Here is a 24,661-nt window from a genome sequence, read left to right on the forward strand (position 1 = left end):
GGGGGAGAGCCGCCTCGGCAGGGCTCGGCGGCACCGGCGGGGAAGACGGAAGGAAGAGCGAAGTGGCGACAGATCACGACAGCATCGAGCGGCTCCGGGTGGAGAACGCTGGCCTGCGCAAGGAGATCGACCGGCTGCACGAGCAGCTCGGGCGCCGGGAGGAGCGGACGCGGCTGATCCTGCAGGCGGCCGTCGAGGGATTCCACGTCCTCGGGATGAACGGCGAGATCCTCGACTGCAATCCATCCTTCGCGAGCATCGTGGGTTACGACCGGAGCGAGCTCCTGACGATGCACATTGGCCAGATCGACCCGCAGCCGCCGCACGAGGCCGCCGCGATCATGGATGAGATCCGGGCGAAGGGGGCGCTCCGCTTCATCACGAGGCACCTCCACAAGGACGGCCGCCTGATCGACGTCGAGGTGAGCTCTCACCTCGTCCGGAGCGGCGACGAGCAGTTCTTCTCGGCCTTCTCGCGCCCGCTGACCGAGCAGCTGCGGCGCGAGCAGGCGCTGCGCGAGAGCGAGCAGAAGTTTCGAGCGATCTTCGACGAGACCTCGATGTTCATCAGCCTGCTCACCCCGAGGGGAGAGCTGCTCGAGTCCAACCGGACCATGGCCGATTTCACCGGGGCTCGCCCCGAGCAGGGCCGCGGCGAGCCGCTCTGGCGCGCGCCGTTCTGGGGCGGCGCGCCGGGCGTGGAGGAGCGGCTGAAGGCGTGCGTGGAGGAGGCGGCGTCGGGCGCGCGAGCCTCGTGCGAGCTGGAGATCCACGGGACGGGCGGGCGCATGGCCGCGCTCGACCTCAAGATGAAGCCGATCGTCGACGCGTCGGGGGAGATCGTCCTCCTGATCGCCGAGGGGTACGACGTGACCGAGCTCCGGCGGGCCGAGGTGGAGCGGGCGGCCCTTCAAGAGCAGATGATCCACGCGCAGGAGGCGACGATCCGCGAGCTGTCGACGCCGCTCATCCCGCTCGACGCGGGGATCCTGGTGATGCCCCTCGTCGGGCGGCTCGATCGGGTGCGCATCGAGCAGCTCCTGGAGCGGCTGCTGCATGGGGTGGTGGCGCAGCGCGCGGCCACGGTCATCCTCGACGTCACCGGCGTGCCGGTGGTGGACGCCGAGATCGCGGACGCGCTGATCCGGGCGACCCAGGCGGTCAACCTGCTCGGCGCGGAGGTCATCCTCACCGGCGTGGGCCCCGAGGTCGCGCAGACGATGGTGGGTATCGGCATCGATCTCCAGGGGATCGCCACGCTGAGCTCGCTCCAGAGCGGGCTCCACCACGCGCTCGGGCGCTCGCGCCGCGGGAGCAGGCCGGGCGGCGCGCGCCGCCGCGGAGGGTGACGGTCGCGGCAGGATCGGGTGTTCGGGATCTTCGCCCTATGCGTCGATCATGACCGCGCTCGTCCTGCGCGTTCGGGAGGCTCGCGCCGGCGGATCGGCTCGGCGAGCCAGCGCACCAGCGCGTCGGCGTCGAGATCGAGCAAGGCATCCTCGACTTCGGCCGGCCCGATCGCCAGCGCGCGCTCGACGATCGAGCGCTCCTCCTCCGCGGTCGGCCGGCGCCCGACCCGCCGGATGAAGAGGCGGCCGAGCAGCTCCGCGATGGCCTTCTGCGCCCCCTTCTGCTCGCCCCTCCTTTCACCCCGCTTCTCGCCCCGCCTTTCACCCCGCTTTTCACCCCTCTTCTCGCCCCGCTTTTCACCCCTCTTCTCAGCTCTCTGCGCGGCTCTCTGAGCCGCTTGCCGCTCGGCCTCCATGATCATTTCGCCGATCATCGGAATGCTCCGGAGCAGCTTTTTCTCCGTCTCCCTCTCCCTGTCGTCGAACAGCATGGCGAGCTCCTCCCGCAGATTATGTCCCCAGGGGTCGATGGCTGCCATCACCAGCAGCGCGGTATATAGCTCGATTCGCTCCTCGCCGGTCGCTGCCCGCGCGTGGATCTCCTCGACCACCTCCCGCATCGCCGCCACGGTGGCGTCCCGGGCGAGCGGCGCGAACACCAGCCAGAACACGCTGCCGCGCGCCCGGAGCTCGGCCACGGTGCGCTGGTAGACCGCGTCGATCCGGAAGTGCGTGCCGCTGAACCGCCGCCCCGGCCACGCCGTGCGGCGCGCGCCGATCGCGGGCAAGCGCCGCCTGCGGCCCGAGAGGACCACGGCCACGCTCTCGATCGGCGGCACCGGCTCCCCTCGTGCCTCGGCGCGCAGCGCGGTGAAGAGGGAGCCGAGGTACTCGAAGACCTGGTCCGGCACGTCGTCGCGCAGCGAGAAGCAGAACTCGACGTGCAGCACGCGCAGCTCGCCGCCGACACGCAGGCGCAGCGCCTTGTCGAGGCGTCGCTCGAGCTTCGTGACCTGGGAGTCGACCCAGCCGAGGACCTCGACCGACCGGCGCTCAGGGACAAATGCGCGCGCCAGGTCTCCAGGGCGCCTCCTGGCGATGTGGCGCAGCGTCACGTCGGCGTTTCCCATGCGGCGCGCGATTGGCAGGTCGCGTGCCGGGGGAACGGCGCGCCGAGATCAGCGCGGTACGGCGGATATTCTCGGCGAAGAGGCACGCTCGGGCGGTGGCGGCGCCATGGCGGCGGCGCCGCCGCCTCGCGGGCGCGCCGCCGGGCGCGCTCGCGGGCGCGCCGCCGGGCGCGCTCGCGGAGGTGCCAGCGCGATGCCCCTCCTCGCGCGCGGCGCTCAGGCGCTGCGGCCCCGCGCCTCGCGCACGAGCGCCACCATCGCCTTGCGCACCCCGTCGCTCGTGGAGACCGGCGCGCCGAACGCGAGCCGCGTCGCCTTCGGCCCCGCCGGCGTGATGACGTCGAGCTCGAAGCCGTAACGGTCGACCGAGGTCATCGTCGCGCCGGTGGCGTCCTTGATGCCGGCGAGGGCCTTCGCGTACGCGAGGACGGCATCGGCGTGATCGGTGTTCATGTGCTCGAGGATGCGCGCGGCGTCGGGCGCGAGCGGATCGGGCTCGGCGGCCGCGTAGTCGGCGGCGTCGACCCACGACATCCGGCCGAAGCCGCCGACGTAGCGGATCGACACGGGGTCGAGCCGGTAGAAGGAAAAATCCGTGAAATCCACGTAGTACGACGCGCGCGGGTGCGCCGCGAGGAAGGCCGAGCGGGCGGCGGCCGCCTCGGCGCCGTCGAGCGGGCGGCACGGGCCGATCAGCGTCATCCGCCCGAGCGCGAGCGGGTCCGCCCGGCCCTCGGCGGGCTCGGCGACGAGCAGCGACGCCTCGGCGCGGACCTTGAGGTTGCCCGTGTGCTCAGCGAGCGCCGAGAGCAGCAGCAGCGGCCGCCCGTGCGCGTCCACGGCGGCGGTGACGAGCGACCCGTACGGATAGCCGGCCGGGTCGCGCGCGAGCGTGCACAGCGTGGCGGCGCGGGCCCGCTGCGCCAGGGTGCGGCAGCGCTCGGCGTGGCTCGGCGACGGGGCGTTCGGGACAGAGGGCGCTGCTTCGGGGGCGGAGCCAGGACGGCCGTGGTCTGCGCTGGTCGACATGGAGTGCGGGTAGCACGCCAGGAAGCGCAGCGGAACCCGGGCAGCGGCGCGCTCCAGGATGCCACCCGTGACCGTTGCCGATTCGCTTTCGACCCAGAAGCCCGACCGAGACGAGCTAGGACACCGAACGGGTTGAAACCCCGAGAAAATGAACCACAGAGCAGCCGTGTTCTTTGTCAAGCGGCGGCCTGCCAAGGCCGCGTTGCCTTCGCCATCGCGTTGAGGATGGTGAGCAGCTTGTGCATGCAAGCCGTCATGGCGACCTTGTAGGGCTTACCGGCGGTTCGTAGCCGGTCGTAGAAGGCGCGAATGACGGGGTTGCACCGCACGGCGGTGACGCTGGCCATGTAGAGCATCGAGCGCACCGAAGCGCGTCCCCCCCAGATGGCTCGTCGCCCCTTCGCCTTGCCGCTGTCGCGGTTGAACGGGGCCACGCCCACGAGCGCCGCGACCTGCTTGCGGTTGAGCGTTCCAAGCTCAGGCAGGTCGAGCAGCAGCGTGCGCGAGGTGCCAGGCCCGACGCCCGGCACCGAGCGAAGCAGCTCGTCCTTCGCGCGCCACAGGGGGCTTTGCTCGATCTTGGTCTTGAGCTCGTCGTCGAGCTTCTCCAGCTCCTTCTCGATCGTCTTGATCACGCGCTCGATGCTGCCGACCACGCGCGTCACCTTCCGGGGGCCGATGAGACCCGAGAGGCGGTTCTTCTCCGCCACGAGCATGGCGATCAGCTGGCGCCGGCGCGCAAGCATCAGCTCCAGCTCGATGGTCGTTGCCTCGGGCATGGGCGTCAGCGGCGGCTGTACGGCCGCAGCGAAGTGCGCGATGCACCGGGCGTCGAGCCGGTCGGTCTTGGCCTGCCGGCCGGTGGCGCGCGCAAAGTTGCGGATCTGGAGCGGGTTGACCACGGCCACGGGCAGGCCGGCAACGCTGAGCGCGGCCAAGACGGCCATCTCCAGGCCCCCCGTCGCCTCCAGCACCACCAGCGCCGGCTGCAGCTCGGTCAGGCGGCGGACCAGCTCCTGCAGGCCGTCGTCGTCATGCGCGAGCCGTGCGTCTGTGCGTAGCCGCTCCGCAGAGCGCGTTCTGAAGCGTGCTTGTGGAAGGCGGCCACGTGCGTAGAGTCGCGGTGCGATGACGAAGCGACGGAGCGGGGAGGAGGGAGTCGAAGTCCCGAGCCTGACGACGGCGGTGCTGAAGCTGTCCGCGCCGCATGTCGCGTGGCAAGGCCGCGAGGACGCCCCCGCCCGCGCGAAGGGGCGCCCGCGTGGCGCGGCCGGGCAGGAGGAGCGCGCGGGATCTGCCGAGGCCACAGGCGTGCGGCGCCGCAAGAGCGCCGCCCAGCCGTCCGCGGACGAGGTGGGCGAACGGCGGCCGACCCGAGGCGCGGACAAGCAGCGCCGAAGCGAAGCGACCCGAAGGCGCCCCGCGAAGACGAGCTCGACGGTGGCGGGACGAAGCGACGACAGCACCGGCTCGACGAGCCGACGCACCTCGGCGCGGACGCGGAAAGGACGCGCGCCTGACTCGGCCGCTCCGGACGCGACGAGCGCTGTGGGCGCGACGGAAGCGGACGACGCGGCGCGATCAGCGGTCGCGGAAGGCGAGCCGCGAGCCGGTGATCCGAGCCAGGTCCAGGTACTTGAGCCGCCCCTCGGCGATGAGGCGTTGTCGCGTCGCGACCCAGTTGTTGGGACTCAGGTCGAGGATGCGACTGAGCGGATAGCTGGGAGCCACGGTCAGGATCTCCTGCAAGTACAGCTCGGGGTCGAGCCCGTGCATCTGGCAGGTCGCGATGAGCGACGTGATGGCACACGCCCGGACAGCATGCTCGTCGCTGCCGTGGAAGAGCCAGTTGCGCCGCCCCTTGACGACGCGGCGCAGAGCCCTCTCACTGGCATTGTTGTGGATGGGGATCTCCCCGTTGGAGAGGAACTCGCAGAGCGCCTCCCTCTGGTTGTGCAGGTAGACCAGCCCTTCGCGCAACGGCGAATGCTCCGGGACGACCTGCCGCTGCGCCTCGACCCAGGCGAAGAGCTTCTCAATCAGCGGTGCGGACTCGCGCTGCCGGAGCTCGAGACGCTCGTCCGGGCTGCACAGGGCGCATTCCTCCTCGACGCGGAAGAGCGCCTGGAGGGTCTGGAGCGCGAACGCCGCCTCCTTGCCCGCCCCGGCCTTGAACGCCTTGAAGAAGCGCCTTCGTGCATGGCTCCAGCAGCCGGCCTCGCGCGCCTTGCCCGGCCCGAACAGCACGTTGTGGTTGGCCGAGGCATCGGCGACCAGCGTCCCCTGGTAGCCGCCGAAGAGCTTCGCGACGGTGGGGCCGTCGTACGTCGGTGTGTAGCGAAACAGCACCCCATCGCCCGGCGCGACCAGGACGAAGACATGCCCATAGCGGTGCTTGTCCTTGGCCCGGATGGCGGTGCCCGTCGCATCCATGGCGAACCACGACCGCGAGAGCGCGTTGCTCCACATGGCATCGGCGATGCGCATCGCGATGCCACCGCAATCGTACTGCCAGCGTGCCATGTTGCCGCGGCCGATGCGGAAGCCGTGGCGATCCGACTCCACCTCTTGCCGGTAGTAGGGCATGTGGTAGTCGAGCTTGTGGACGAACAGGTGGGCCAAGAGGCTCGGGTCAGCAAGGCACCTGTCGATCGGGCGCTCCGGCAGCGCGGCGATCTTCACCGGTCCGCCGCTGTCCTCCGCAGCATCCGACTCGGGCGTGTAGCGTACGAGGACGCCGTCGACGAAGGGGCTTTGCTTGAAGCCCGTGTCCGCGGGGATCCCCAGAAGCTCGTGCTCTCGCACGACCAGCGGCTCGTCCAGCTCGTGCGTGAAGGCCGGTCCACCGGCTGGCGAAGGAGCCGGCTCCTCTTCAGCTCCGCTGCTCGCCGCCGGTGCCTCCGCCTTGGCCACGTACTTGGGGCGACGCGTGACGATCTCGATGGGGCCGCCACGCCGGTAGCCGATGACCGAGCTGTCTTCGGCGCCCACACGCTCGAAGCGCTCGATGCCTTTGAGCAGCACCTCCGGCGGCAGCGACTCGATGACCACCCTCGGGATGACACCGATGCGACGGCGCCCGTGCTCGTGGCGCTTGGCTCGCTTGCCACCTCCGGGATCCGAGCCGGAGGAGGACTCTGCCGCCGCCACGCGCTCCGGCGCGCTCGCGGGGCCCGGCGGCTGGATGCTGCCGTCGCTCGGGTCCGCATCGGGCGAGGCGCAGTGCTCGGTCTGCGACGAAGCTGGAGCCGGACAGGCGCCTGGCGCGCCGGCCAGCGAAAGCCGCAGCTGGTCAGGCGAGACCTGCTCGGAGACGTGTCGCCGGAACCCGATCTCCAAGGTCCGAATCGTCTCCTGCAGCTGTTGATTGTACGCCTTGAGCGACTCGACAGTGCGAGCGAGCTCTTGGGCCTGCTGCTCCGCCGTCGAGAGCTCGGCCAGCCTCGCCTCGAGCTCCTGCACCCGCCGGAGCAGCGCGTCGACCGCCGACCCGGGGTCGGCGGGGCTCCCCTGGGCTTGTCCCCTGGCCTGGAGGTAGCCGAGCACGAGCGCCGCACCGTCAAGGCGCTCTGGCTCCGCCGACTGCGGCAGCGCGGTCTCACCGGATCGTGTCGTCGAGGTCAAGGCGCGCCATGGATGCCCCCTCCGCTTGCCCTTGACAAGTACCTTATGCAGCCGACTTGTCGCTACTTTCGATGAGAATCTCTCGCCGAAGACGGGAATGCAGGGCAGTCGTGGTGCGCCATCGGCGCCGCGCTCCCGCGAGGTCTTCGGGCGCGATGCAGCTCGCGCCCTGCTCCATCTCCGCATCCGGCTGCGCCGGCCGCCATCGGGCCGCGCTGGCGCCGGCAGCGTGGTGAACGAGCGCCGGCGCAGACGCCTCAGTGGACCAGCCGGCGGCGGCTTGCCAGCTCTTCCACGGGTAGACCGGCGAGCAGCTGCGCGAAGTCCTGTGCTGACAGCTCGATACACTTGCCGTCGGCCTCGGTGAACGAGGGCAGAGCAAACGCACCCTTCGAGAGACGCTTATACAGAATCGTATATCCGTTGCGGTCCCACCAAAGTGCTTTTAGCCGGTTGCGCCTCCTGTTGAGGAACAAGAACAGCGCGCCACTGGCCGGGTCCAGGCACAGCACCTGCCGGGTGATCGCGGCGAGCCGGTCGAATGCGCCACGCAAGTCCACTGGACCGACCGCCAGATAGACGGCTATCGTCGCGGGGGTCACCGTCCCCTCCGCAGCGCTTCGATCGCATCCACGAGGTCGCGCGCGCCTATCCCACATACCTGCATCCGCGTCCCATCGGCAAATGCGACGTTGAGCCGCACAGGCGGCGCTTCTCGGCGCTCCGGGCGCACCACGACGGGGAGAAACGGAACATGCTGAGCCGCATGGGTGGCTCTTGGCAACGCACCCTCCTCTGCGCGCTCACCGCCAGCTACCCATCGGTCGACGGTCATCTTGTGGACACCGAGCTCCGTGGCGATCTCGGTCGGCGTCGCCCCCGCGAGGGAACGCTCCTTGGCGTACGCCTCGGCTCGCTCCCGCAGCTCGCTCGGGTACTTCCCACGGCTCTTCTGCTCTCGATACCTCGACATCTCTGCACGCAGCTGCACCAGCTCCCTGCTTCCTGGCATCGCTCGCTCCTCTTCGCTCGGCGAGGGCGCGGCCCTCATCAGACGTCGCGTAGCGTGCAACCGAAGCTGGCTAGGGAAAAGACGCGGTCCGCGGAGCGGCTACGTCTGTGCTCTCGCCATGCACGGCCCAGTCCAGATGCTCCTTGGAGACATCGATCCCTACGAACCCACCCACGTCAGCCCCTTCCTCTCTCCTCGCTGTACACCCTGGCCCCGGTCGCCCATCCTTGCGAAATATGCGAGCTTTCCCTCAGGCAGCCGTGCGGGCTCATCCAGGACCTACGGCGCGGCGACCCATGCTCTGTGACGGTCTCCGGACCAAGGCACAAACGGTCTACCGCGCGTAGCTTTCTGGCCGCTCGCCGCGAACTTGTCCACAAACCCACAGGTTGCCGGTCTCCCCCCCGGGCCCCCCCTCGTACGACGACGACATGGATCTGGTACGCTCGCGGTACATACAAGGCGCAGAGGGCACAGAGTGAAGAAAATTAAAAATTCCTATTTCTTCTATCCACTCTGTGCCCTCTGTGGCTCTGTGGTTCGAATCTCTTCATTCTCGGGCGTTTCAAGCAGATCGGTGCTCTAGAACGACGAACACGTTGAAAGCCAGACAAACTCAACAGGTTGCGGCACCCGCCGGATCCGCCGAGGAGCGAGCTGGAAGGTCACGGCATGCAGTAAGAAGAGAGACCGCAAGGGCGCAAGGGGCGCAAGGGAACAGAGATGGGATTATATTCTTCTCTGCCCCTTGCGTCCCTTGCGCCCTTGCGGTCCTCTTTTCATGCGTCGATTTTTCGCGGGATTTCAACGTGATCGGCGTTCTAGGCTAGGTCTGGAGCACACCCGGGAGTTCGTGGACCGCGTTTTCGGCGCCGACTTGCACGCCTTGCGCGTGCTGTCGCTGGCAAACGGTGTCGCCGGGGTCCTGAACGCCGCCGTCCTGTCGATGATGGCGAGGTCCAACACCAACGACACCGAGGCTCGATTCAGCTTCGCACACGGTCGCGCAGACTGCGCATATCCTGAACGGTGATACCATACTCATCACCATTGAAGCATATATTCACGCCTCGACCAGCCTCACCCTCGCCAATGCATAGATCTAGCGCTTCTTCCAGCAGTTTCGCCTCTTCCGACGACAGCGTCCATTGCAACGACGCCTCCAACCGCATTTTGACGATTTCCGCGCGAGAAAGCTGCGCCTCTTCGCTCAGTCGATGGTATACGTGCCGAGTCGCCTCGGTAAACCTGTCCAACAAATTCTCGATCGTGCGCTCCTCTTCAGCGCCGAGCCGTCTCTTCTCCGCCAACGGAACCGGCACGTGCATCATTACCGTAAGGGCCCCCGGCAACACACGCAAATCACGCCCTGACAACCTCATTTCTTTCATCGATTGTTCTCCAAATACATTTGTACATAACACGTAATAATGAGCAACAGATCCCCCTTTCTCGTGATGATGTTACCGTTGCCGGCCTGGAACAGAGGGATCCCCTCGTTCGTCACGGAGCCGGGGATCCATCGCCCGGCGGATGGTTGATGCGGCATGATGCCACCCGTGACCGTTGCCGATTCGCTTTCGACCCAGAAGCCCGACCGAGACGAGCTAGGTCTGGAGCACACCCGGGAGTTCATGGACCGCGTTTTCGGCGCCGACTTGCACGCCTTGCGCGTGCTGTCGCTGGAAAACGGCGTCGCCGGGGTCCTGAACGCCGCCGTCCTGTCGATCCACGCCATCGGGCAGGCCTACGCGAACGTGGCGAAGATCACCGCCAAGAGCGGCGTCAAGCAGGTCGACCGCCTGTTGGGTAACGACGCCCTGTCGCTCGACATCGTGCTGGCGCGCTGGGTCCGCTTCGTCGTGGGAGAGAACGCGTCGATTCTCATCGCCCTCGACTGGACCGACTTATACAAGGATGACCACACGGCGCTCTGCGCCTACATGGCGACGACCCACGGTCGGGCGATGCCGCTGGCTTGGAAGACGGTGAAGACGTCGGCGCTGAAGGAGCAGCGCACCGGACATGAACTGGAGATGGTCGAGCGGCTGCACACCTGGCTGCCCGAGAACGTGAACATCACGCTCCTGGCCGACCGGGCGTTCGGCTACCAGGAGCTCTACGCGCTCTTGGAAGCGTTCGGCTGGGACTTCGTCATCCGGTTCCGAGGCAGCATCCTCGTCGAATCGGCCGAGGGCGCGGTGCGTGCCGCCGAGGACTGGGTGCCGTCGAACGGCGGCTCGGTGGAGGCGAACGGCCCGCTCGAGCTCGACCACCAGGATCGCCGGCTGGATCGGCACCCCGTCTGCCCTCCCTACGACGGCACCACCCGCAGCCGCCCGCGCTGCCCCGCCGCCTCGCGCCCGCCCGCCTCGGCCGGCCGCGCGGCCCGCGGCGCCGCCGGCGGCCACACCGCGAAATCCTCCGGCAGCGGCCCCGGGAGCGCCGGCTGCGCCGTCCGCTCCAGCAGCTGGAAGTCGCATCGCGCGACCAGATCGAGCGGCAGCCCCCGGTCCGGACCGCCCTTCGCGTACCACGCCCGCGCCGCCTGCACGTTGCGGATGAGCACCGCGTGCTGCGGATCGCGCTTCGCCGCCGCCGTGAAGTGGTCCTGCATCGCCTGCCAGTCGCGCCGCGCCGCCGCGACGCACGCGAGCGCGTTGTAGGCGAGCCCCGGCAACGGATACCCGAGCTCCAGGGCCCGCGCCGCGTGCCGCTCCGCCAGATCGAGCAGATCGAGCCGCCCCGCGTCGAGATAAGCGACGCCGAGCTCCAGGTGCGCCGCGTGGTGATCCCCGAGCCGCGCGAGGATCGCCCGCCGCTCCTCCACCCCCTCGCGGTAGAGCTCGCGCAAGCCCTTGTTCTGCTCGAACCACGCGCTCATCAGCGCCGTGTCCTCCTCCGAGGCGTCGAACGGGGTCTTGAGCTCCTGGAAGTCGCCGCGGAAATACACCTCGCGCTCGAGCCAGCCGGCCGCCTCCGCGTCATCGAAATCCCTCGTCCCCGGGTAAATGGACAGGCACGAGAAGATGTACTGATGCGGCTTCGCCGCCTCCAGGAACGCGAGCGTCTCCCGGAACGTCTCCGCCGTCTCGCCGCGGTTGCCCAGCATCATGTAATAGCGGACCTGGATACCGTACTTCTTCGCGAGCTCGGTCGACTCGATGATCTTCTTGACCGTGATCTTCTTGTCGATGTTCTTCAGGATGGACGGCGAGCCCGACTCGACCCCGAGGCTCAGGCGCTGACAGCCGGCGAGGCGCATCTCCCGGAGCAGGTCGTCGCCGAGGACGTCGACGCGCGTGTCGCAGCTCCACAGAAACGAGATCTTCCGCTCGCGGATGCCGCGGCAGATGTCGATGACGCGCTTCCGGTTCGTCGTGAAGGTGTCGTCCTTGATCTGGACCATCTTCACGGGCAGCTTGTTCACCGCGGCCTCGAGGGCGTCGAGCACGTAAGGCACCGACTGGCCCCGGAAGCCGCGGCCCCAGGTCGTCTCGGCCCCGCAGAACGTGCAGGCCCAGGGGCAGCCGCGCGAGGTCATCACGATGTGCGTGGCGTAGTGGTCGTGCGGCGACTCGAGCGCGTCGAGGTCCTCGATCGCGGCCCGGGGCGGGCCGAGCTCGACGCGGCCGTCGACGCGGTAGGCCGTGCCGGCGATGCCGAGCGCCGGCCGGCCGGCCTCGAGGCGCTCGAGGAGCTCCAGGAACGCGAGCTCGCTCTCGCCGAGCGCCACCGTGTCGATCTCGGGGTGGTGCCGCAGCATCTCGGCCGCGAGCGGGGTCGCGTGCGGCCCGCCGACGATGATGTGCGCCGCGGGGTGGAGCCGCCGGATGCACCGGGCGGTGAGCGCCACGCCGCGCCGGTTCGCGGTCCAGCACGACATACCGAAGACGTCCGCGTCGAGCTCGCGCACGACCCGCTCGACCTGCGAGAACGGGTACGACGAGAGGTTCAGCACCTTCACCTGGTGGCCCGCGCGGATCGCCTGCGCGCCCAGGGAGTAGAGCCCGTACGGGGTCTGGTGGAAGTCCGGGTCGAGGTCGCCCTCGCGGTAGTCCGCCGGCGGGCCGTCCCCGCTCGTGTCGGGCGCCTCCCCCGGCGCGGGGATCTTCCAGGGCGGTGGGTAGAGCAGCGCGATGCGCATCGGTCCTGCCTTTCCGGTGCTGGGGTCACGCGGGCGCGGCGCCGCGCGCGAGCGAGGCGCCGGCGGCGTCGATGCGGCGCGCGCGCGCGATCCGCGCGTACAGCTCGGCGCTCGGCCGGGGGCTGCGCTCCTGGGTCGCGCGGTCGACCTCGACCAGCCCGAAGCGCGGGGCGTAGCCCTCGGCCCACTCGAAGCTGTCGAGCAGCGACCAGTGCATGTACCCGCGCACGTCGACGCCGCGCCCGATCGCCCGCGCGACCTCGGCGAGGTGCCGCACGAGGAAGCTCGGGCGCTGGTCGTCGTCGGCGTCGGCGATGCCGTTCTCGGTGATGTAGATGGGGACCCGGGCGCGGGGCCACCAGGCGTCGAGCACGTAGCCGAGCCCCTCCGGGTAGATCTCCCAGCCGAGGTCGCTGACCTCGGCCCCCTCGGGGACGAGGCGCCGGAGGAAGCCCGCGCGCGCGTGCGCCGCGGAGAACCGGACCAGGTCGCGGCTGTAGTAGTTCACGCCGAAGAAGTCGTGCAGGCCGCTGTCGCAGACGGCGCGCGCGAACGCGTCGTTGAACAGCCGCTCGAAGAGCGCGGCCCACATGCGGTCGGCGAGGCGCCCGAACCGCTCCGGCTCGATGACGCGCAGGTGGTGCGCGACGCCGACCGAGATGGGGTGGCCGCGGCGGCCGGCGGCCTCGTGCATGGCGCGGTACATGGCGGTGTGGGCGCGGAAGAGGTTCTGGTGGGCGCGCACCGCCTCGACGGGCGAGCTCCGCGCGGGGGGCCAGACGCCGAGCAGGTGGGCCTGCAGGGCGAGCATGTTGGGCTCGTTGATGGTGACCCAGAGCTGGCAGAGGTCGCCGAGCGCCTCGACGGCGCGCTCGGCGAAGCGCGAGAGGAGCGCCGGCAGATCGTGCGAGAGCAGGCCGCCCCGCTGCGCGACCCAGCGCGGCAGGGTGAAGTGGTGGACGGTGACCATCGGGGTGATCCCGGCCTCGAGGTGCGCGCCGAGCACGTCGCGGTAGTGGTCCCACGTGGCCGGATCGAACTCGCCCGGCTCGCGCTCGACGCGGGCCCACTCGATGGAGAGCCGGTGGGCCCCCATGCAGAGCCGCGCCTGGAGCGCGACGTCCTCGCGGAAGCGGTGCAGCTGGTCGCACGCGTCGTCCGGCGTATCGCCGCCGCGGACGCGCCCCGGCTCGCGCGCGAACGCGGCCCAGTCGCTCTGCGCGCAGTGCCCCTCGACCTGAGTGGCAGAGGCGGCAGTGCCGAACAGGAAGGCGTCCGGGAAGCACAGGTCCTCACCCATGGCCGCGCATCCTACGCGAACTCGCGCCGGGCGGCTGCCTTCCGCGCGAGGAGCGCGGCCGCCGAGGCGCGCTGCGCTGCGGCGTGACCGGCGCGACCGGCGTGCCGCGTACGGCGGCACGCAGCGGGGCGGCGCGCCGGTGGAGGCGGGCGGCGCGCCGGGCGCGGGGCGGCGATTGCCCGATCGACCGGGCGCCGGTACGCTGTCGACCGGTGCGCGCGGTGCGAGGCGGAGGTGCGGCGGGCGCAGGACGGGGCGCGCGCGCCCTCGCATTCGCCGTCGCCACGGCGCTGCTGCACGAGGCCGCGCCGGCCCGGGCGGACGGCGTCGGCTGGGCGACGGCGCAAGCCGCCGAGCTGACGCGGCAGGCCGAGGCGCGCGTGGCGGCCGGCGAGGCCGACGTGGCGCTGTCGCGGTACCTGGAGGCGGTCCGCTTCGACGCCACCTACGGTCCGGCGTACCTCGGGCTGGGCGCGCTGTACGAGCGGGCGGGCGATCCGCGCGAGGCGGAGCGCACCTATACGGTGGCGCTGGACCACGTGCGCGGCTTCGTCGAGGGCTACCGCGCCCGGGCGGCGCTCCGGGGGCGCGAGGGGCGACGCGACGAGGCGATCGCCGACCTCGAGGCGGCGGTGGCGCTCCGGGGCGACGACGCCGGGCTGCTCCAGGACCTCGCGGCCGCGTACGTGACCGCGGGGGCGCTGCCGGCGGCGCTCGGCGTGTCGCGGCGGCTGTCGGCCCTGGCCGCGCAGGCGGGCGATCCCGCCCGGGAGGCCGCGGCGCGGACGCAGGCGCGCGCCCTGTCGGCGCTCATCGCCGAGGCCGATCCCGTGCGGGCGGGCGGCGCCGACCGCGGCCCGGTGCGGCGCGCGCTGGCGCTGTACGCCGCGGCGCCGGCGCGGGGGCGGGCGGCGGATCCGCGGCGCCAGGGGCGGTGATCGGGTCCGCGCCGGATACCGCAGCATCGTCCGCGTCGGACAGGGGATCCGCCCCCGATACCGCGGCATCGTCCGTGTCGGACGGGGGAGCGGCCATTGAACGGTGAGAGCTCCTGTGGCTAGCGATCGGTCGACGCCAGCCGAGGAGGAGCCCTGTTATGCTCTTGATCACCGGAGAGGATCCCGTCCTCACGGAGCAGGTCTGTGGTGGGCTGTCGCAGCGAGGCATCGCGCACAGCCGGGTGGACGAGGCCCACGCGATCCCGGTCGAGGCGCTCCTCTCGGCGATCCTGCGGGCGGTGTCGGGCGAGACGCCGCAGGGCACGATCGTCGACGTCGCCGCCTCGCCGGAGACGTCGGTGCTCGAGGTGCTGGCCCGGGCCGGCGCGCGGCCCGAGCTCGCCCGGGGGCTCCGCTCCCGGATCGGACGGTGGTTCGGGCAGGCGATCGCGCGGGCCGACGGGGCGGACCTGCGGATCGACGGCGTGGCGGCCGGCGCGGGCGAGGCGCGGCAGCGCACGCCGGCCGAAGCGATGGCGGCGGCCGGGCCGTAGGCGTAAGCGCAGCAGGGCGAGCGCGGGTGCCGGGGCCGGGACGCTGGCTTGACCTCGCGCCGTCCGGACAGCATACGCCTAGGACCCATGTCCCTCCGCGTCGCGCTCGGCATCGACGACTTCCGCCAGCTCCGCGAGTCCGGGCTGGAGTACGTCGACAAGACCCACCTCATCCGCGAGCTGATCGACAAGCAGGGCGTCCAGGTCGTCCTCCTCCCCCGCCCCCGGCGGTTCGGCAAGACGTTGAACCTGTCGATGCTGCGCTGGTTCTTCGAGAAGCGGCAGGAGGACCTTTCGCGGCTCTTCGAGGACCTCTCGATCTGGCAGGCCGGAGAGCGCTATCGCGCGCACTTCCAGCGGTATCCCGTCATCTACCTGACGCTGAAAGGAGCGAAGCAGGAGACGTTCGAGCGCTGCTTCGCGGCCCTCCGGGAAAAGATCGTCGCGCTCTACGACCAGCACCGCTACGTGCTCGACAGCGGCCAGCTCGGGGACGTGGAGCAGCGCCGCTACCGGGAAGTGCTGGACGGCGCGGCGTCCGAGGCGGTGTACGGCCGCGCGCTCTTGGACCTGTCCAGCCATCTCCACCGCTTCCACGGCGAGCGCGTCGTGATGCTCGTCGACGAATATGACGAGCCCATCCACGCCGGTTATCTCCACGGCTACGCGCCACGGATCCTCGATTTCGTGCGCACGTTCCTCACCGAGGGGCTGAAGGGCAATCCGCACCTCCACCGGGCCGTCCTCACCGGCATCCTCCGGGTGGCGCGCGAGAGCATCTTCTCGGGGCTCAACAACGTGGTGGTCTATTCGCTGCTCCGCTCGGACTTCAGCACCTGCTTCGGGTTCACCGAGCCCGAGGTGGAGGCCTTGCTGGACAAGGCCGGCCGGCGCAGCCTGCTGGAGGTGATCCGCGCCTGGTACAACGGGTACGATTTCGGCGGCGCGGTCATCTACAACCCCTGGTCGATCCTCAGCTTCCTGGAGGGGAGAGACGCGGATCCGCTCCCCTTCTGGCTCGGCACGAGCTCCAACGATCTCATCCAGAAGGTGATCGAGGAGCACGCCGTCACGCTGCAGCCCGCGCTGGAGGTGCTGATGGAGGGCGGCGAGATCGAGCGCGTGCTCGAGGAGAACGTGGCCATCGGCGACCTCGCGCAGAACGAAGACGCGCTGTTCGGGCTGCTGGTCTTCTCGGGATACCTTCGCGCCGAGAAGCGCTCGCGCGGGCCGGGGGAGCAGCCCGCGCACGCGCTGAAGATCCCGAACCGCGAGGTGCGGCTGCTCTACACGGGCACGTTCCGCCGCTGGGCGGAGGCGCGGCTGAAGCGGCAGGGCACCAGCATGCAACGGCTCCTCGCCGCGCTCCTCTCGGGCGACGCGGCGGGGTTCGAGGCAGAGCTCCAGGCCTTCGTCACCGACGTGCTCTCGTACCACGACGCGACGAGGGTCGACCCGGAAGCGGTTTACCACGGCTTCGTCGCCGGCCTGCTGGCGGCGCTCGAGCCGGGCCACCAGGTGCGCTCGAACCGCGAGTCCGGACAGGGGCGCCCCGACGTGATGATCCGGCCGGCGCAGCCCGGTCGGCCCGGCGTCGTGCTCGAGCTCAAGGTCGCCCGCGCGCCGCGCGCGAGCCTCGATCGGGCGCTCGACGAGGCGCTGGCGCAGATCCGGACGCGAGGCTACGCCGCCGAGCTGCGCGCGAGCGGGGCTGTGCCGGTCCACGCGCTGGCCGTCGCGTTCGATGGGAAGGTCGTCCGGGTGCGCGCGGAAGCGCCGGGATAGGTTCGTACACTCCGGGCTGGTTCCACCCACCAGGAGTCCAGCAAGGGATCCGGAGAGAGAGAGTTCGACGCAAAGGCGCTACGCCGCTGCCGCCCGACGCGCCGCTCCCGGACGCGGCGCCGACGGAGCCGCCAGCCCCGGCGCGCTCGAGCCGTCACCCCAGGGGCTCGCCGCCGCCGCAGCTCACCGCAGCGCCGGCGTCGAGCAGACTGCACAAGTGCCAGAGGAGCAGAAGTCGACGCATCGTCGCACGCTCCTGCTGCAAGGAGTTGCCATCTCCGGTCTCGGAGCTCGGGGCGAAATGCATTAGGGTCGATCGGCAGGTCGAGGTGCGGAAGGGCGCCGACCCCCGGCGCCGAGTGGGAGCAGCGCGATGCACGAGATCGATTTCTACAAGCTTCCGCGCGCCATTCAGGACGGCGTGCTCGAGGCGTTCCGCGGGCGGTTCGCGCCGGCGCCGATCGTCAGCCGGCTCGGGACTCGGCGCACCGTCGTGGCGTGGCTCGCGGTCAGCGCCGCGGCGGGCCTCCTGCTGGCGGCGCTCTGCGCGGCCGGCTTCGGCGACGTCGACAGCGCCCTCGCGCTCCACCCGACGGCGACGGCCGCCGCGTACGTGCTGCTCGCCGCGACCACCGCCATCGGCGTGCTCCAGGCGCTCGCCTACAACGCCGACGTCATCACGCTGCCGTTCGCGCCCGGCCTGTTCGTCTTCCCCGCGAACCTGATCGACGCGCGCGACCACAGGCTCCGGGTCTTCTCGCTCGCGGAGCTCTCGCGCGTCTCGGCGGACCCTCGGGGCGCCGTGGTCCTCACGTTCGGCGGCACGCGGCACGCATTTCCCCTCGAGGACCCGTCGCGCTCGGGCGACGTGATCCGGGAGATCGAAGCGGCGTGGAGCCGCATGAAAGCGAGGCCAGACTCCGCGGAGCTGCGCCAGCTCGATCCACTCGAGCCGCCCGCCATCGAGAGCCCGTTCGCGTCGTCGATCCCGCTCTCGCGCGAGGTCCCGGGGTGGCAGAGCTATGCATGGCTCCTCGCGGCCGCGGTCGGCGTCGCCCTCGGCTCGGGGCTCTTCTTCCTCCGCAACCGGATGAGCGACGCGCGGATGTACGCCGCGGCGCGGGCGCGCGACGACGTGGCCGCGTACCAGAGCTACATCGCGCGCGGCCGCGGCCACGGGGAGGTCGTCTCGCAGGTGCTGCTGCCACGGGCCGAGCTGCGCCTCGCGGTGGCGAAAGGCTCGGTGGAGGCCATCGACGACTTCATCCGCGCCTACCCCGAGACGGGCATCCAGGCCGAGGTGGCCGCGGCCCGCCGCGCCGCGCTCGCCGCGGCGCTCGAGCGGGCGCGTGAGGTGGGCACGCTCGCGGCGCTGCTGGCGTTCGCGGAGCGCTACCCGAAGCACGGCCTGGACAAGGCGTTCAACGACGCCAGGCACGCGCTCTATGCGCGCGCGCTCGACCGGTACAAGGGCGAGATGCCCGAAGGGAGCGAGCGGAACGCGGACTTCGTGCGGCGGCTCCTCGCCTACGCGGAGCGCGTGGGGCCCGAGAGCACGCCGCAGGGCCTCCGCAGCCCGGCCGTCCAGGTCCGCTTCCGGCGGCTTCCGTCGCAGGACCTGAAGCGCGCCGACGAGCTCGTGATGAAGAGCCCGATGTTCCGCGGCGTCACGTCCCTGCCGACGCGCTACGTGGATGCGACCCGCCTCGATCCCCAGGAGAAGCGGACCGCGTCGGCGCTGGCGGAGGGGCTCGCGCGGGGGTTCGAGCCGGAGCTCGTCACCTTCGAGCCGGGCCCGCCCTTCGAGGGCTCCACCGAGGCGCAGCTCTCCGTGACCTCCCCCTCCCTCGTGGTGAGCTATCGCGTCGAGTCGTCCGGGCTCGCCTATGGCAGCAAGAAGCCGCAGATCATCATCATGGGGCTCAAGCTCTTCTTCAAGACGGAGCTCATCTTGCCCGGAGACGCTCAACCGCTGCTCACGAGCCACACGATCGCGCGGCGGGTCCCGGCTGGGCTCATCCAACAGCACGCCGCCTCCCCGCCCCCTGGGGCCCTCGAGGCCATCGTCTACGAGGCCATGATGCGCGAAGCCTTCATCGAGCTCGGGGAGCGCTATCTCTCCACGTGGTTCCGGAAGCGCGACGAGCCCCAGTGAGGGTGGACGAGCTCCTCTGAGTTCCTCGTACCGTACGCGACCTGCCGGAGCGGGCTTCGGAGGCCCTCGGCTTCGGTTTCGGATCGACCGGACCTCCTCGGCGAGGCGCGAGCACGCCGTGGTCGATTGGAATTGACACCAACAATGTGAGCGCTCACAATAGGCCCGATCGGTACCCCTTTGCTGTAAACGTTCACGAATCGGATCGACAAACGAAGCAATTTCGCACACTTGCAAGACCAAGCGAGCTCATGAGTCCAATGCCAAGGATGGATGGGTTCGTAAGTGCCTGAAATTGCTAAAGAACGCGATCCGACCCGCGAACGGTTACCTTTTTGCTTAGCCCTGGATGGGTCATGCGCACCGAGACCTTCGTCATCCGATCGATCTCGATCTCGGCCCCGGCGCTGATTCCATTCGCCCGCTCGTCTCGGACGCGATCGCTGATGAGCTCTTGATGGGCTGGGCTGTCAATGCGGCGAAGCGCCCCAACGAGAGCGCCGGAGAGTCATCGCCTGAGCGAGCTACGACATTCGGCACCACCTAACGATTCTTCAGGAGAGCAGCGAGGACCAGAAATGGCCACGATCACGACATCCCTCCAGCATAAGCTCCTCATCGCGGCATCGTTGCTTTTTAGCACAACCGCGTTTCCGTCCGAATCCAGGGCAGACAACCCCATCGTACAGACCATTTACACCGCCGACCCTGCCCCCATGGTCCACGACGGGACCCTATACCTCTATACCGGACATGACGAAGACAGCGCCTCGACGTTCTTCGGGATGAACGAATGGAGGGTATATTCGTCCACGGACATGGTGAACTGGACGGATCGCGGATCACCGCTAAAATACAAGGATTTCAGCTGGTCAAAGGCAGATGCCTGGGCAGGTCAGGTCGCCCACAGAAACGGGAAGTTCTATTTCTACGTTCCCACGACGAGCAGGACGCTCAGCAGGATGGTCATCGGCGTCGCCGTGTCGGACAGCCCCGTCGGTCCGTTCAAAGACGCCCTGGAGCGGCCGTTGATCACCGCCAACTGCGGCGACATCGATCCGACGGTGTTCATCGACGACGATGGTCAGGCCTATCTCTACTGGGGAAATCCCAACCTATGCTACGTGAAGCTGAATGAGGATATGATCTCCTACGAGGGGGACGTCGTACGCGTGCCCATGACGGCGGAGAGCTTTGGACAGCGCACCGGGAGCGCCGAGCGACCGACCCTGTACGAAGAAGGCCCGTGGCTCTACAAGCGCAATGGGATGTACTACCTGGCGTACCCGGCGGGCGGCATCCCCGAGTACATCGCCTACTCCACGAGCAGCAGCCCCACCGGCCCATGGACGTACCGGGGGGTCATCATGCCCACAGAGGGCGGCAGCTTCACCAATCACCCGGGCATCATCGATTTCAAGGACAACTCGTACTTCTTCTATCACAACGGCGCTTTGCCGGGCGGAGGAGGCTATCACCGCTCGGTGGCCGTCGAGCGATTCACCTACAACGCCGATGGTACCATCCCGACGATCACGATGACCGAGGAGGGCCCGCCTGGCATCGGCACCCTCGATCCGTACGTCATGACGGAGGCTGAGACCATCGCCTGGGGCTCCGGCGTCGAGACCGAGGCATGCAGCGAGGGGGGAATGAATGTCACGTCGATTGAAGACGGGGACTACATCAAGGTGAAGGGCGTCGATTTCGGTCCCGGCGCGGCGTCCTTCGATGCGAGGGTGGCCTCGGCGACCGATGGCGGCAGCATCGAGCTGCGCCTCGACAGCGCGACCGGCACGCTGGTGGGGACCTGTGTGGTTCAGGGCACCGGCGGCGCCCAGACCTGGGTTACCAAGTCCTGTGCGGTCGACGGCGCGACAGGGATACACGATCTGTATCTGAAGTTCACCGGTGGGAAAGGTCCCCTGTTCAATTTCAACTGGTGGAAGTTCACTCCGCTCGACGAATCCAATCCGACAGGCGGCGGGGGCGGTCCGGACATGGGTGAAGGGGGAGCGACGGGCAGCGGCGGCTCGGATGGGGGTGGGAGCGTCAGCAGCGCAGCAGCGACCGGCAGCGGCACGGGCGGCGCTGGCGCCGCCCCACCTGACGGCGCTGGCGAGGACGAGGGCGGGTGTGGGTGCCGGGTCACGTCGGGGCCCAGCTCCCCGGCGGGCGTGCTCGCCGCCTTGACCGCGTTGGGCGCGATCGTCGCGCGGCGTCGTGCGCGAAAAGCCGGGCGGAGCGGAGCCGCCGCGAACTGACGGTGCCGGTGCCCGGAGCGATGATGCAGCGGGCGCGCTGCCGGCAAGCGTAGAGAATGCCGGGGTCCGGCGCGGCTGGCTTGCAGAGCGCTGGGACCAAGGGGAGCAGGCACGGCGAACGCCGGCCCGAACCGCGCGCCGTCGCGTGGGACAAAAGCATAGAGCGTAGAGAGGATGCGATGAGATCAGTTTTTGCTTTGACAATGTGCGGCTTGCTGGCTGGCTCGTTCGTCACGATGGGTTGCGGCGATGACGACGGCAAGGGCGGGTCCGGTGGCGAAGGCGGAGCCGGTGGAGGCACCACGACGAGCAGCTCGAGCAGCTCGTCGACGAGCGGTACGGGCGGCGACGGCGGCGCGGGCGGCGACGGCGGCGACGGCGGCGCTGGCGGCGATGGCGGCGCGGGCGGCGCGGGCGGCGCGGGCGGCGACGGTGGCGCGGGCGGCACGGGCGGCGACGGTGGCGCGGGCGGCGTCGAAGAAGTGGACATCGGTCCCGGTCCGGCCGAGGTCTGCTCGGGCTGCGCCCGGCTGGCCGTGCCGCTCACCGAGGCCGACACAGGGACGCTGTTCCAGTTCGACATTCCGGAGCTGATCGACCTGACCGGCGCCACCGTCACGTTCCGTGTGAAGGTGTACGCCGGCACCGGCGGTGGCGTGCAGACGTTCGTACAGAATGGAGGTGCACAGGCCTGGATAGGCATCCCCTGGGCGTGGACGGACCTCAGCAGCCTGCAGCAATGGACAGAGCTCACCATCGACGTCGATGCCGCCGCCGACGCGGATGAGTCCAAGACGTTCGACAAGACCCAGGTGAGGCGCATCGGCCTGAGGGTCGACGCAGGTATCTCGGGACCCTGGGCCAACCCGACCGTGGTCTATGTCGACTCCATCACGGTCACGACGCCCGGCCGCACGGGCGGCGCCGGCGGCACGGGCGGCGCCGGCGGCACGAGCGGCGACGGCGGCGCCGGCGGCACGAGCGGCGACGGCGGCACAGGCGGCACGAGCGGCACCGGCGGCGCCGGCGGCACGAGCGGCGACGGCGGCACCGGCGGCACGAGCGGCGCCGGCGGCGCCGGCGGCGCCGGCGGCACGAGCGGCGACGGCGGCGCCGGCGGCACGAGCGGCGAGGTGATTCACGTGCTCGGTCCGTTCGAGTTCACGAGCGATCTGCAGGGGTTGATGATCGGCGACTACAGGATGGTGCCAGGCTCGAGGCTGGATCTCCTGGGCGAGTGAACCAGGTCGCCTGCGGCGCTCGCTCTCGCGCTGCTGCGCGGAGCGAGCGCCCGCGCCCGCCTCATCGCTCATCCAGGGAGCGCGCGTTCCGGAGCGCCCCGCACCGCCGACGGTCGCTCCAGGTTCGCCGAGCTTCCCTCCCCGCACCGACGGCGCTCCCTCCGGGCTAGCTGAGCTTGCCGCCCGCACCGCCGACGGTCCTCCAGAAGCAGCTCCGCTGCACGTTCCGCGCCCCATTGTCCCTCTCCGAGACAAATCGCCACGGCCCTCCCTCCGGAGGAGCACCCCGCCGCACCGACCTCGGCAGCACGCCCCCGGCGCACCACCCCCGCTCCCGCCCGCACCACCACCGCGCCCCGCCCGCTTCCTCGGTCGCTCCCCGCCTCCTTCCGGCCTCGCCCCCGCCCTCTCCCCTCGCACTGGCACGGGATCAGCACAGACAGCCCGCGTCGGACCCCTCAGCCATCTCAGCAGCGCACCGGTCCGCGCCTTCCGTGGCAGCCCGGCGCGCCATCCACCCCTGAAGGGAGAAAGCGAGATCTCATGAAGGCGGTAGTGTTTCACGGCATCGGCGACATCCGGATGGACGACATCAAGGAGCCCAAGATCAAGGAGCCGACCGACGCCATCCTCCGCATCACGGCCAGCGCCATCTGCGGCACCGACCTCCATTTCGTCCGCGGCACCATGCCGGGCATGGTCCCGGGCACCGTGCTCGGCCACGAGGCGGTCGGCGTCGTCGAGGAGCTCGGCAAGGACGTCAGGAACCTGAAGAAGGGCGACCGCGTCGTCGTGCCGTCGACCATCGCCTGCGGCTATTGCTCGTACTGTCGCGCCGCGTACTACGCGCAGTGCGACAACGCGAACCCGAACGGCAAGCACGCGGGCACCGCCTTCTTCGGCGGCCCCAAGATGTCCGGCCCCTTCGACGGCCTCCAGGCCGAGCTCGCGCGCATCCCGTTCGCCAACGTCGGCCTCGTCAAGCTCCCGAACGGCGTCAGCGACGACCAGGCCATCCTCCTCTCGGACATCTTCCCCACCGCGTACTTCGGCGCCGAGCTCGCCGAGATCCGGCCCGGCGACACCGTGGCGGTCTTCGGGTGCGGCCCCGTCGGCCTGTTCACGATCGCCAGCGCCAAGCTCATGGGCGCAGGCCGCATCATCGCCGTCGATCAGGTGCCCGACCGCCTCGAGATGGCCCGCGACCAGGGCGCCGAGACCGTCGACTTCTCCGCCGAGGATCCGCTCGTCGCGATCCTGCGCCTCACCGGCGGCATCGGCGTGGACCGGGCGATCGACGCCGTGGGCGTCGACGCCGAGCGCCCCCACGACGGCCCCACCCACAAGCAGGCAAAGCACGACGCCAAGGCGTTCGACCTGGAGGTCAAACAGATCTCCCCCGACGCGCGGACCAAGGGCGACACCTTCCGCGCCGGCGACGGGCCGTCGCAGGTGCTGCAGTGGGCCGTCCGCTGCGTGGCCAAGGCAGGGACCATCTCGGTCATCGGGGTCTACCCGCAGACCTCGCGCACGTTCCCCATCGGCGAGGCGATGAACAAGAACCTCACCCTGCAGATGGGCAACTGCAACCACAGGAAGTACATCCCGAAGCTCGTGGACCTCGTGCAGACGGGCCAGGTGGATCCCACCACGATCATCACGAAGCAGGCGCCCCTCACGTCCGCGATCGACGCGTACAAGGCGTTCGACCGGCGCGAGGCCGGCTGGGTGAAGGTCGAGCTGCGCCCGTCGGCGGCCGGGACGCCGGCCAACCTGAACCGCGCGGTCGCGTAGCTCCGTGCGTCAGAAATCCCGCCAGAAAAAAAGATCGATGACGAGCGGTCGTCGGAAATAGTAGCGATTTTCATAGCTTCCGCCTGTTTCGCCGCCGAGGGCGGCTCCGGTGTGGCCCAACGGGGCGCCCTCCGCCGCCGCGTCGCCCGCGGTTAAGGGCAGCGGCATCACCGGTCCCACCGTACAGCCACGCTGCACGCGCTGGTTGACATAGAACACTCTATGCGATCCGGACCTCCTGGAAAAGCAGCGTTCTATCAATAACTTATCCATGTATTAAAAGGGCCGCCTTCACGCCACAGCCTGCGGGAGGAACGCATTGCGAAGTAGGCGTGTTCT

General features: G+C 69.9%; 18 protein-coding genes. 8 read left to right on the plus strand and 10 right to left on the minus strand.

The features are described 5' to 3' along the window. Window positions 1–62: 62 nt before the first annotated feature. Complete coding sequence (locus WMF20_RS24590) at window positions 63–1,349, plus strand: PAS domain S-box protein (RefSeq protein ID WP_437617039.1); 1,287 nt, start codon at window positions 63–65, stop codon at window positions 1,347–1,349. A gap of 47 nt (window positions 1,350–1,396) precedes the next feature. Here the strand turns inward: WMF20_RS24590 and WMF20_RS24595 are convergent, their stop codons facing one another. From WMF20_RS24595 to WMF20_RS24635, 9 genes are all read right to left on the minus strand, one after another. Then, the gene (locus WMF20_RS24595; RefSeq protein WP_437617040.1) at window positions 1,397–2,479 is read right to left on the minus strand and encodes a hypothetical protein; all 1,083 of its coding nucleotides are present in this window, start codon (window positions 2,477–2,479) and stop codon (window positions 1,397–1,399) included. Between the two features lie 216 nt (window positions 2,480–2,695). Beyond that, window positions 2,696–3,508, minus strand: a complete 813-nt coding sequence (locus tag WMF20_RS24600; RefSeq protein ID WP_437617041.1) for a HugZ family protein — start codon at window positions 3,506–3,508, stop codon at window positions 2,696–2,698. A 176-nt stretch (window positions 3,509–3,684) separates the two neighbouring features. After that, the gene (locus WMF20_RS24605) at window positions 3,685–4,638 is read right to left on the minus strand and encodes an IS110 family transposase (RefSeq protein ID WP_437617163.1); all 954 of its coding nucleotides are present in this window, start codon (window positions 4,636–4,638) and stop codon (window positions 3,685–3,687) included. 451 nt (window positions 4,639–5,089) lie between these two features. After that, entirely contained in the window at window positions 5,090–7,132 is a 2,043-nt protein-coding gene (gene tnpC / locus WMF20_RS24610) for an IS66 family transposase (RefSeq protein WP_437613353.1), read from the minus strand. Window positions 7,133–7,389: 257 nt separating this feature from the next. Further along, window positions 7,390–7,734: an IS66 family insertion sequence element accessory protein TnpB gene (gene tnpB / locus WMF20_RS24615; protein ID WP_165374362.1), complete on the minus strand. Its 345-nt coding sequence runs from the start codon at window positions 7,732–7,734 to the stop codon at window positions 7,390–7,392. After that, entirely contained in the window at window positions 7,731–8,144 is a 414-nt protein-coding gene (locus WMF20_RS24620) for a helix-turn-helix domain-containing protein (protein WP_129575099.1), read from the minus strand. Before WMF20_RS24620 ends, tnpB begins: the two co-directional genes overlap by 4 nt. A gap of 986 nt (window positions 8,145–9,130) precedes the next feature. Next, entirely contained in the window at window positions 9,131–9,535 is a 405-nt protein-coding gene (locus WMF20_RS24625) for a hypothetical protein (RefSeq protein WP_437617042.1), read from the minus strand. A 923-nt stretch (window positions 9,536–10,458) separates the two neighbouring features. Beyond that, window positions 10,459–12,291 (minus strand): radical SAM protein, encoded by a 1,833-nt coding sequence (locus WMF20_RS24630; RefSeq protein WP_437617043.1) that lies wholly within the window; start codon window positions 12,289–12,291, stop codon window positions 10,459–10,461. A 25-nt stretch (window positions 12,292–12,316) separates the two neighbouring features. After that, window positions 12,317–13,591, minus strand: coding sequence for a glycoside hydrolase family 1 protein (locus tag WMF20_RS24635; protein WP_129576689.1), 1,275 nt, complete (start codon window positions 13,589–13,591; stop codon window positions 12,317–12,319). Window positions 13,592–13,803: 212 nt separating this feature from the next. Here WMF20_RS24635 and WMF20_RS24640 point away from each other — a divergent pair, with 212 nt between their 5' ends. The 7 genes from WMF20_RS24640 to WMF20_RS24670 all read left to right on the plus strand — a co-directional run bounded on the left by WMF20_RS24640 (window position 13,804) and on the right by WMF20_RS24670 (window position 24,322). Further along, entirely contained in the window at window positions 13,804–14,529 is a 726-nt protein-coding gene (locus WMF20_RS24640) for a tetratricopeptide repeat protein (RefSeq protein ID WP_437617044.1), read from the plus strand. 158 nt (window positions 14,530–14,687) lie between these two features. Then, window positions 14,688–15,083: a hypothetical protein gene (locus WMF20_RS24645; RefSeq protein WP_129576691.1), complete on the plus strand. Its 396-nt coding sequence runs from the start codon at window positions 14,688–14,690 to the stop codon at window positions 15,081–15,083. A gap of 87 nt (window positions 15,084–15,170) precedes the next feature. Then, window positions 15,171–16,868 carry an AAA family ATPase gene (locus WMF20_RS24650; RefSeq protein ID WP_437617045.1) on the plus strand — a complete coding sequence of 566 codons (1,698 nt, stop codon included), beginning with the start codon at window positions 15,171–15,173 and terminating at the stop codon, window positions 16,866–16,868. Between the two features lie 373 nt (window positions 16,869–17,241). Continuing rightward, window positions 17,242–19,023, plus strand: a complete 1,782-nt coding sequence (locus tag WMF20_RS24655) for a hypothetical protein (RefSeq protein WP_437617046.1) — start codon at window positions 17,242–17,244, stop codon at window positions 19,021–19,023. 578 nt (window positions 19,024–19,601) lie between these two features. Beyond that, the gene (locus tag WMF20_RS24660; RefSeq protein WP_437617047.1) at window positions 19,602–21,287 is read left to right on the plus strand and encodes a glycoside hydrolase family 43 protein; all 1,686 of its coding nucleotides are present in this window, start codon (window positions 19,602–19,604) and stop codon (window positions 21,285–21,287) included. A gap of 203 nt (window positions 21,288–21,490) precedes the next feature. Continuing rightward, window positions 21,491–22,528 (plus strand): hypothetical protein, encoded by a 1,038-nt coding sequence (locus WMF20_RS24665; protein WP_437617048.1) that lies wholly within the window; start codon window positions 21,491–21,493, stop codon window positions 22,526–22,528. Window positions 22,529–23,071: 543 nt separating this feature from the next. Beyond that, entirely contained in the window at window positions 23,072–24,322 is a 1,251-nt protein-coding gene (locus tag WMF20_RS24670; RefSeq protein WP_437617049.1) for a zinc-dependent alcohol dehydrogenase, read from the plus strand. A gap of 9 nt (window positions 24,323–24,331) precedes the next feature. On the opposite strand, the gene WMF20_RS24675 is transcribed toward WMF20_RS24670, so the two are convergent. Then, window positions 24,332–24,541, minus strand: a complete 210-nt coding sequence (locus tag WMF20_RS24675; protein ID WP_437617050.1) for a hypothetical protein — start codon at window positions 24,539–24,541, stop codon at window positions 24,332–24,334. Window positions 24,542–24,661: the final 120 nt, after the last annotated feature.

Source organism: Sorangium sp. So ce834 (genome assembly GCF_051521425.1).
GTDB lineage: Bacteria > Myxococcota_A > Polyangia > Polyangiales > Polyangiaceae > Sorangium > Sorangium cellulosum_D.

What these genes read in the sequence shown, in the direction of transcription:
- WMF20_RS24595 (WP_437617040.1), bottom strand. Translation starts at nt 2,479, where the DNA reads ATGGGAAACGCCGACGTGACGCTGCGCCACATCGCCAGGAGGCGCCCT.
- WMF20_RS24600 (WP_437617041.1), bottom strand. Translation starts at nt 3,508, where the DNA reads ATGTCGACCAGCGCAGACCACGGCCGTCCTGGCTCCGCCCCCGAAGCA.
- WMF20_RS24620 (WP_129575099.1), bottom strand. Translation starts at nt 8,144, where the DNA reads ATGCCAGGAAGCAGGGAGCTGGTGCAGCTGCGTGCAGAGATGTCGAGG.
- WMF20_RS24625 (WP_437617042.1), bottom strand. Translation starts at nt 9,535, where the DNA reads ATGAAAGAAATGAGGTTGTCAGGGCGTGATTTGCGTGTGTTGCCGGGG.
- WMF20_RS24630 (WP_437617043.1), bottom strand. Translation starts at nt 12,291, where the DNA reads ATGCGCATCGCGCTGCTCTACCCACCGCCCTGGAAGATCCCCGCGCCG.
- WMF20_RS24635 (WP_129576689.1), bottom strand. Translation starts at nt 13,591, where the DNA reads ATGGGTGAGGACCTGTGCTTCCCGGACGCCTTCCTGTTCGGCACTGCC.
- WMF20_RS24645 (WP_129576691.1), top strand. Translation starts at nt 14,688, where the DNA reads ATGCTCTTGATCACCGGAGAGGATCCCGTCCTCACGGAGCAGGTCTGT.
- WMF20_RS24650 (WP_437617045.1), top strand. Translation starts at nt 15,171, where the DNA reads ATGTCCCTCCGCGTCGCGCTCGGCATCGACGACTTCCGCCAGCTCCGC.
- WMF20_RS24655 (WP_437617046.1), top strand. Translation starts at nt 17,242, where the DNA reads ATGCACGAGATCGATTTCTACAAGCTTCCGCGCGCCATTCAGGACGGC.
- WMF20_RS24660 (WP_437617047.1), top strand. Translation starts at nt 19,602, where the DNA reads ATGGCCACGATCACGACATCCCTCCAGCATAAGCTCCTCATCGCGGCA.
- WMF20_RS24665 (WP_437617048.1), top strand. Translation starts at nt 21,491, where the DNA reads ATGTGCGGCTTGCTGGCTGGCTCGTTCGTCACGATGGGTTGCGGCGAT.
- WMF20_RS24670 (WP_437617049.1), top strand. Translation starts at nt 23,072, where the DNA reads ATGAAGGCGGTAGTGTTTCACGGCATCGGCGACATCCGGATGGACGAC.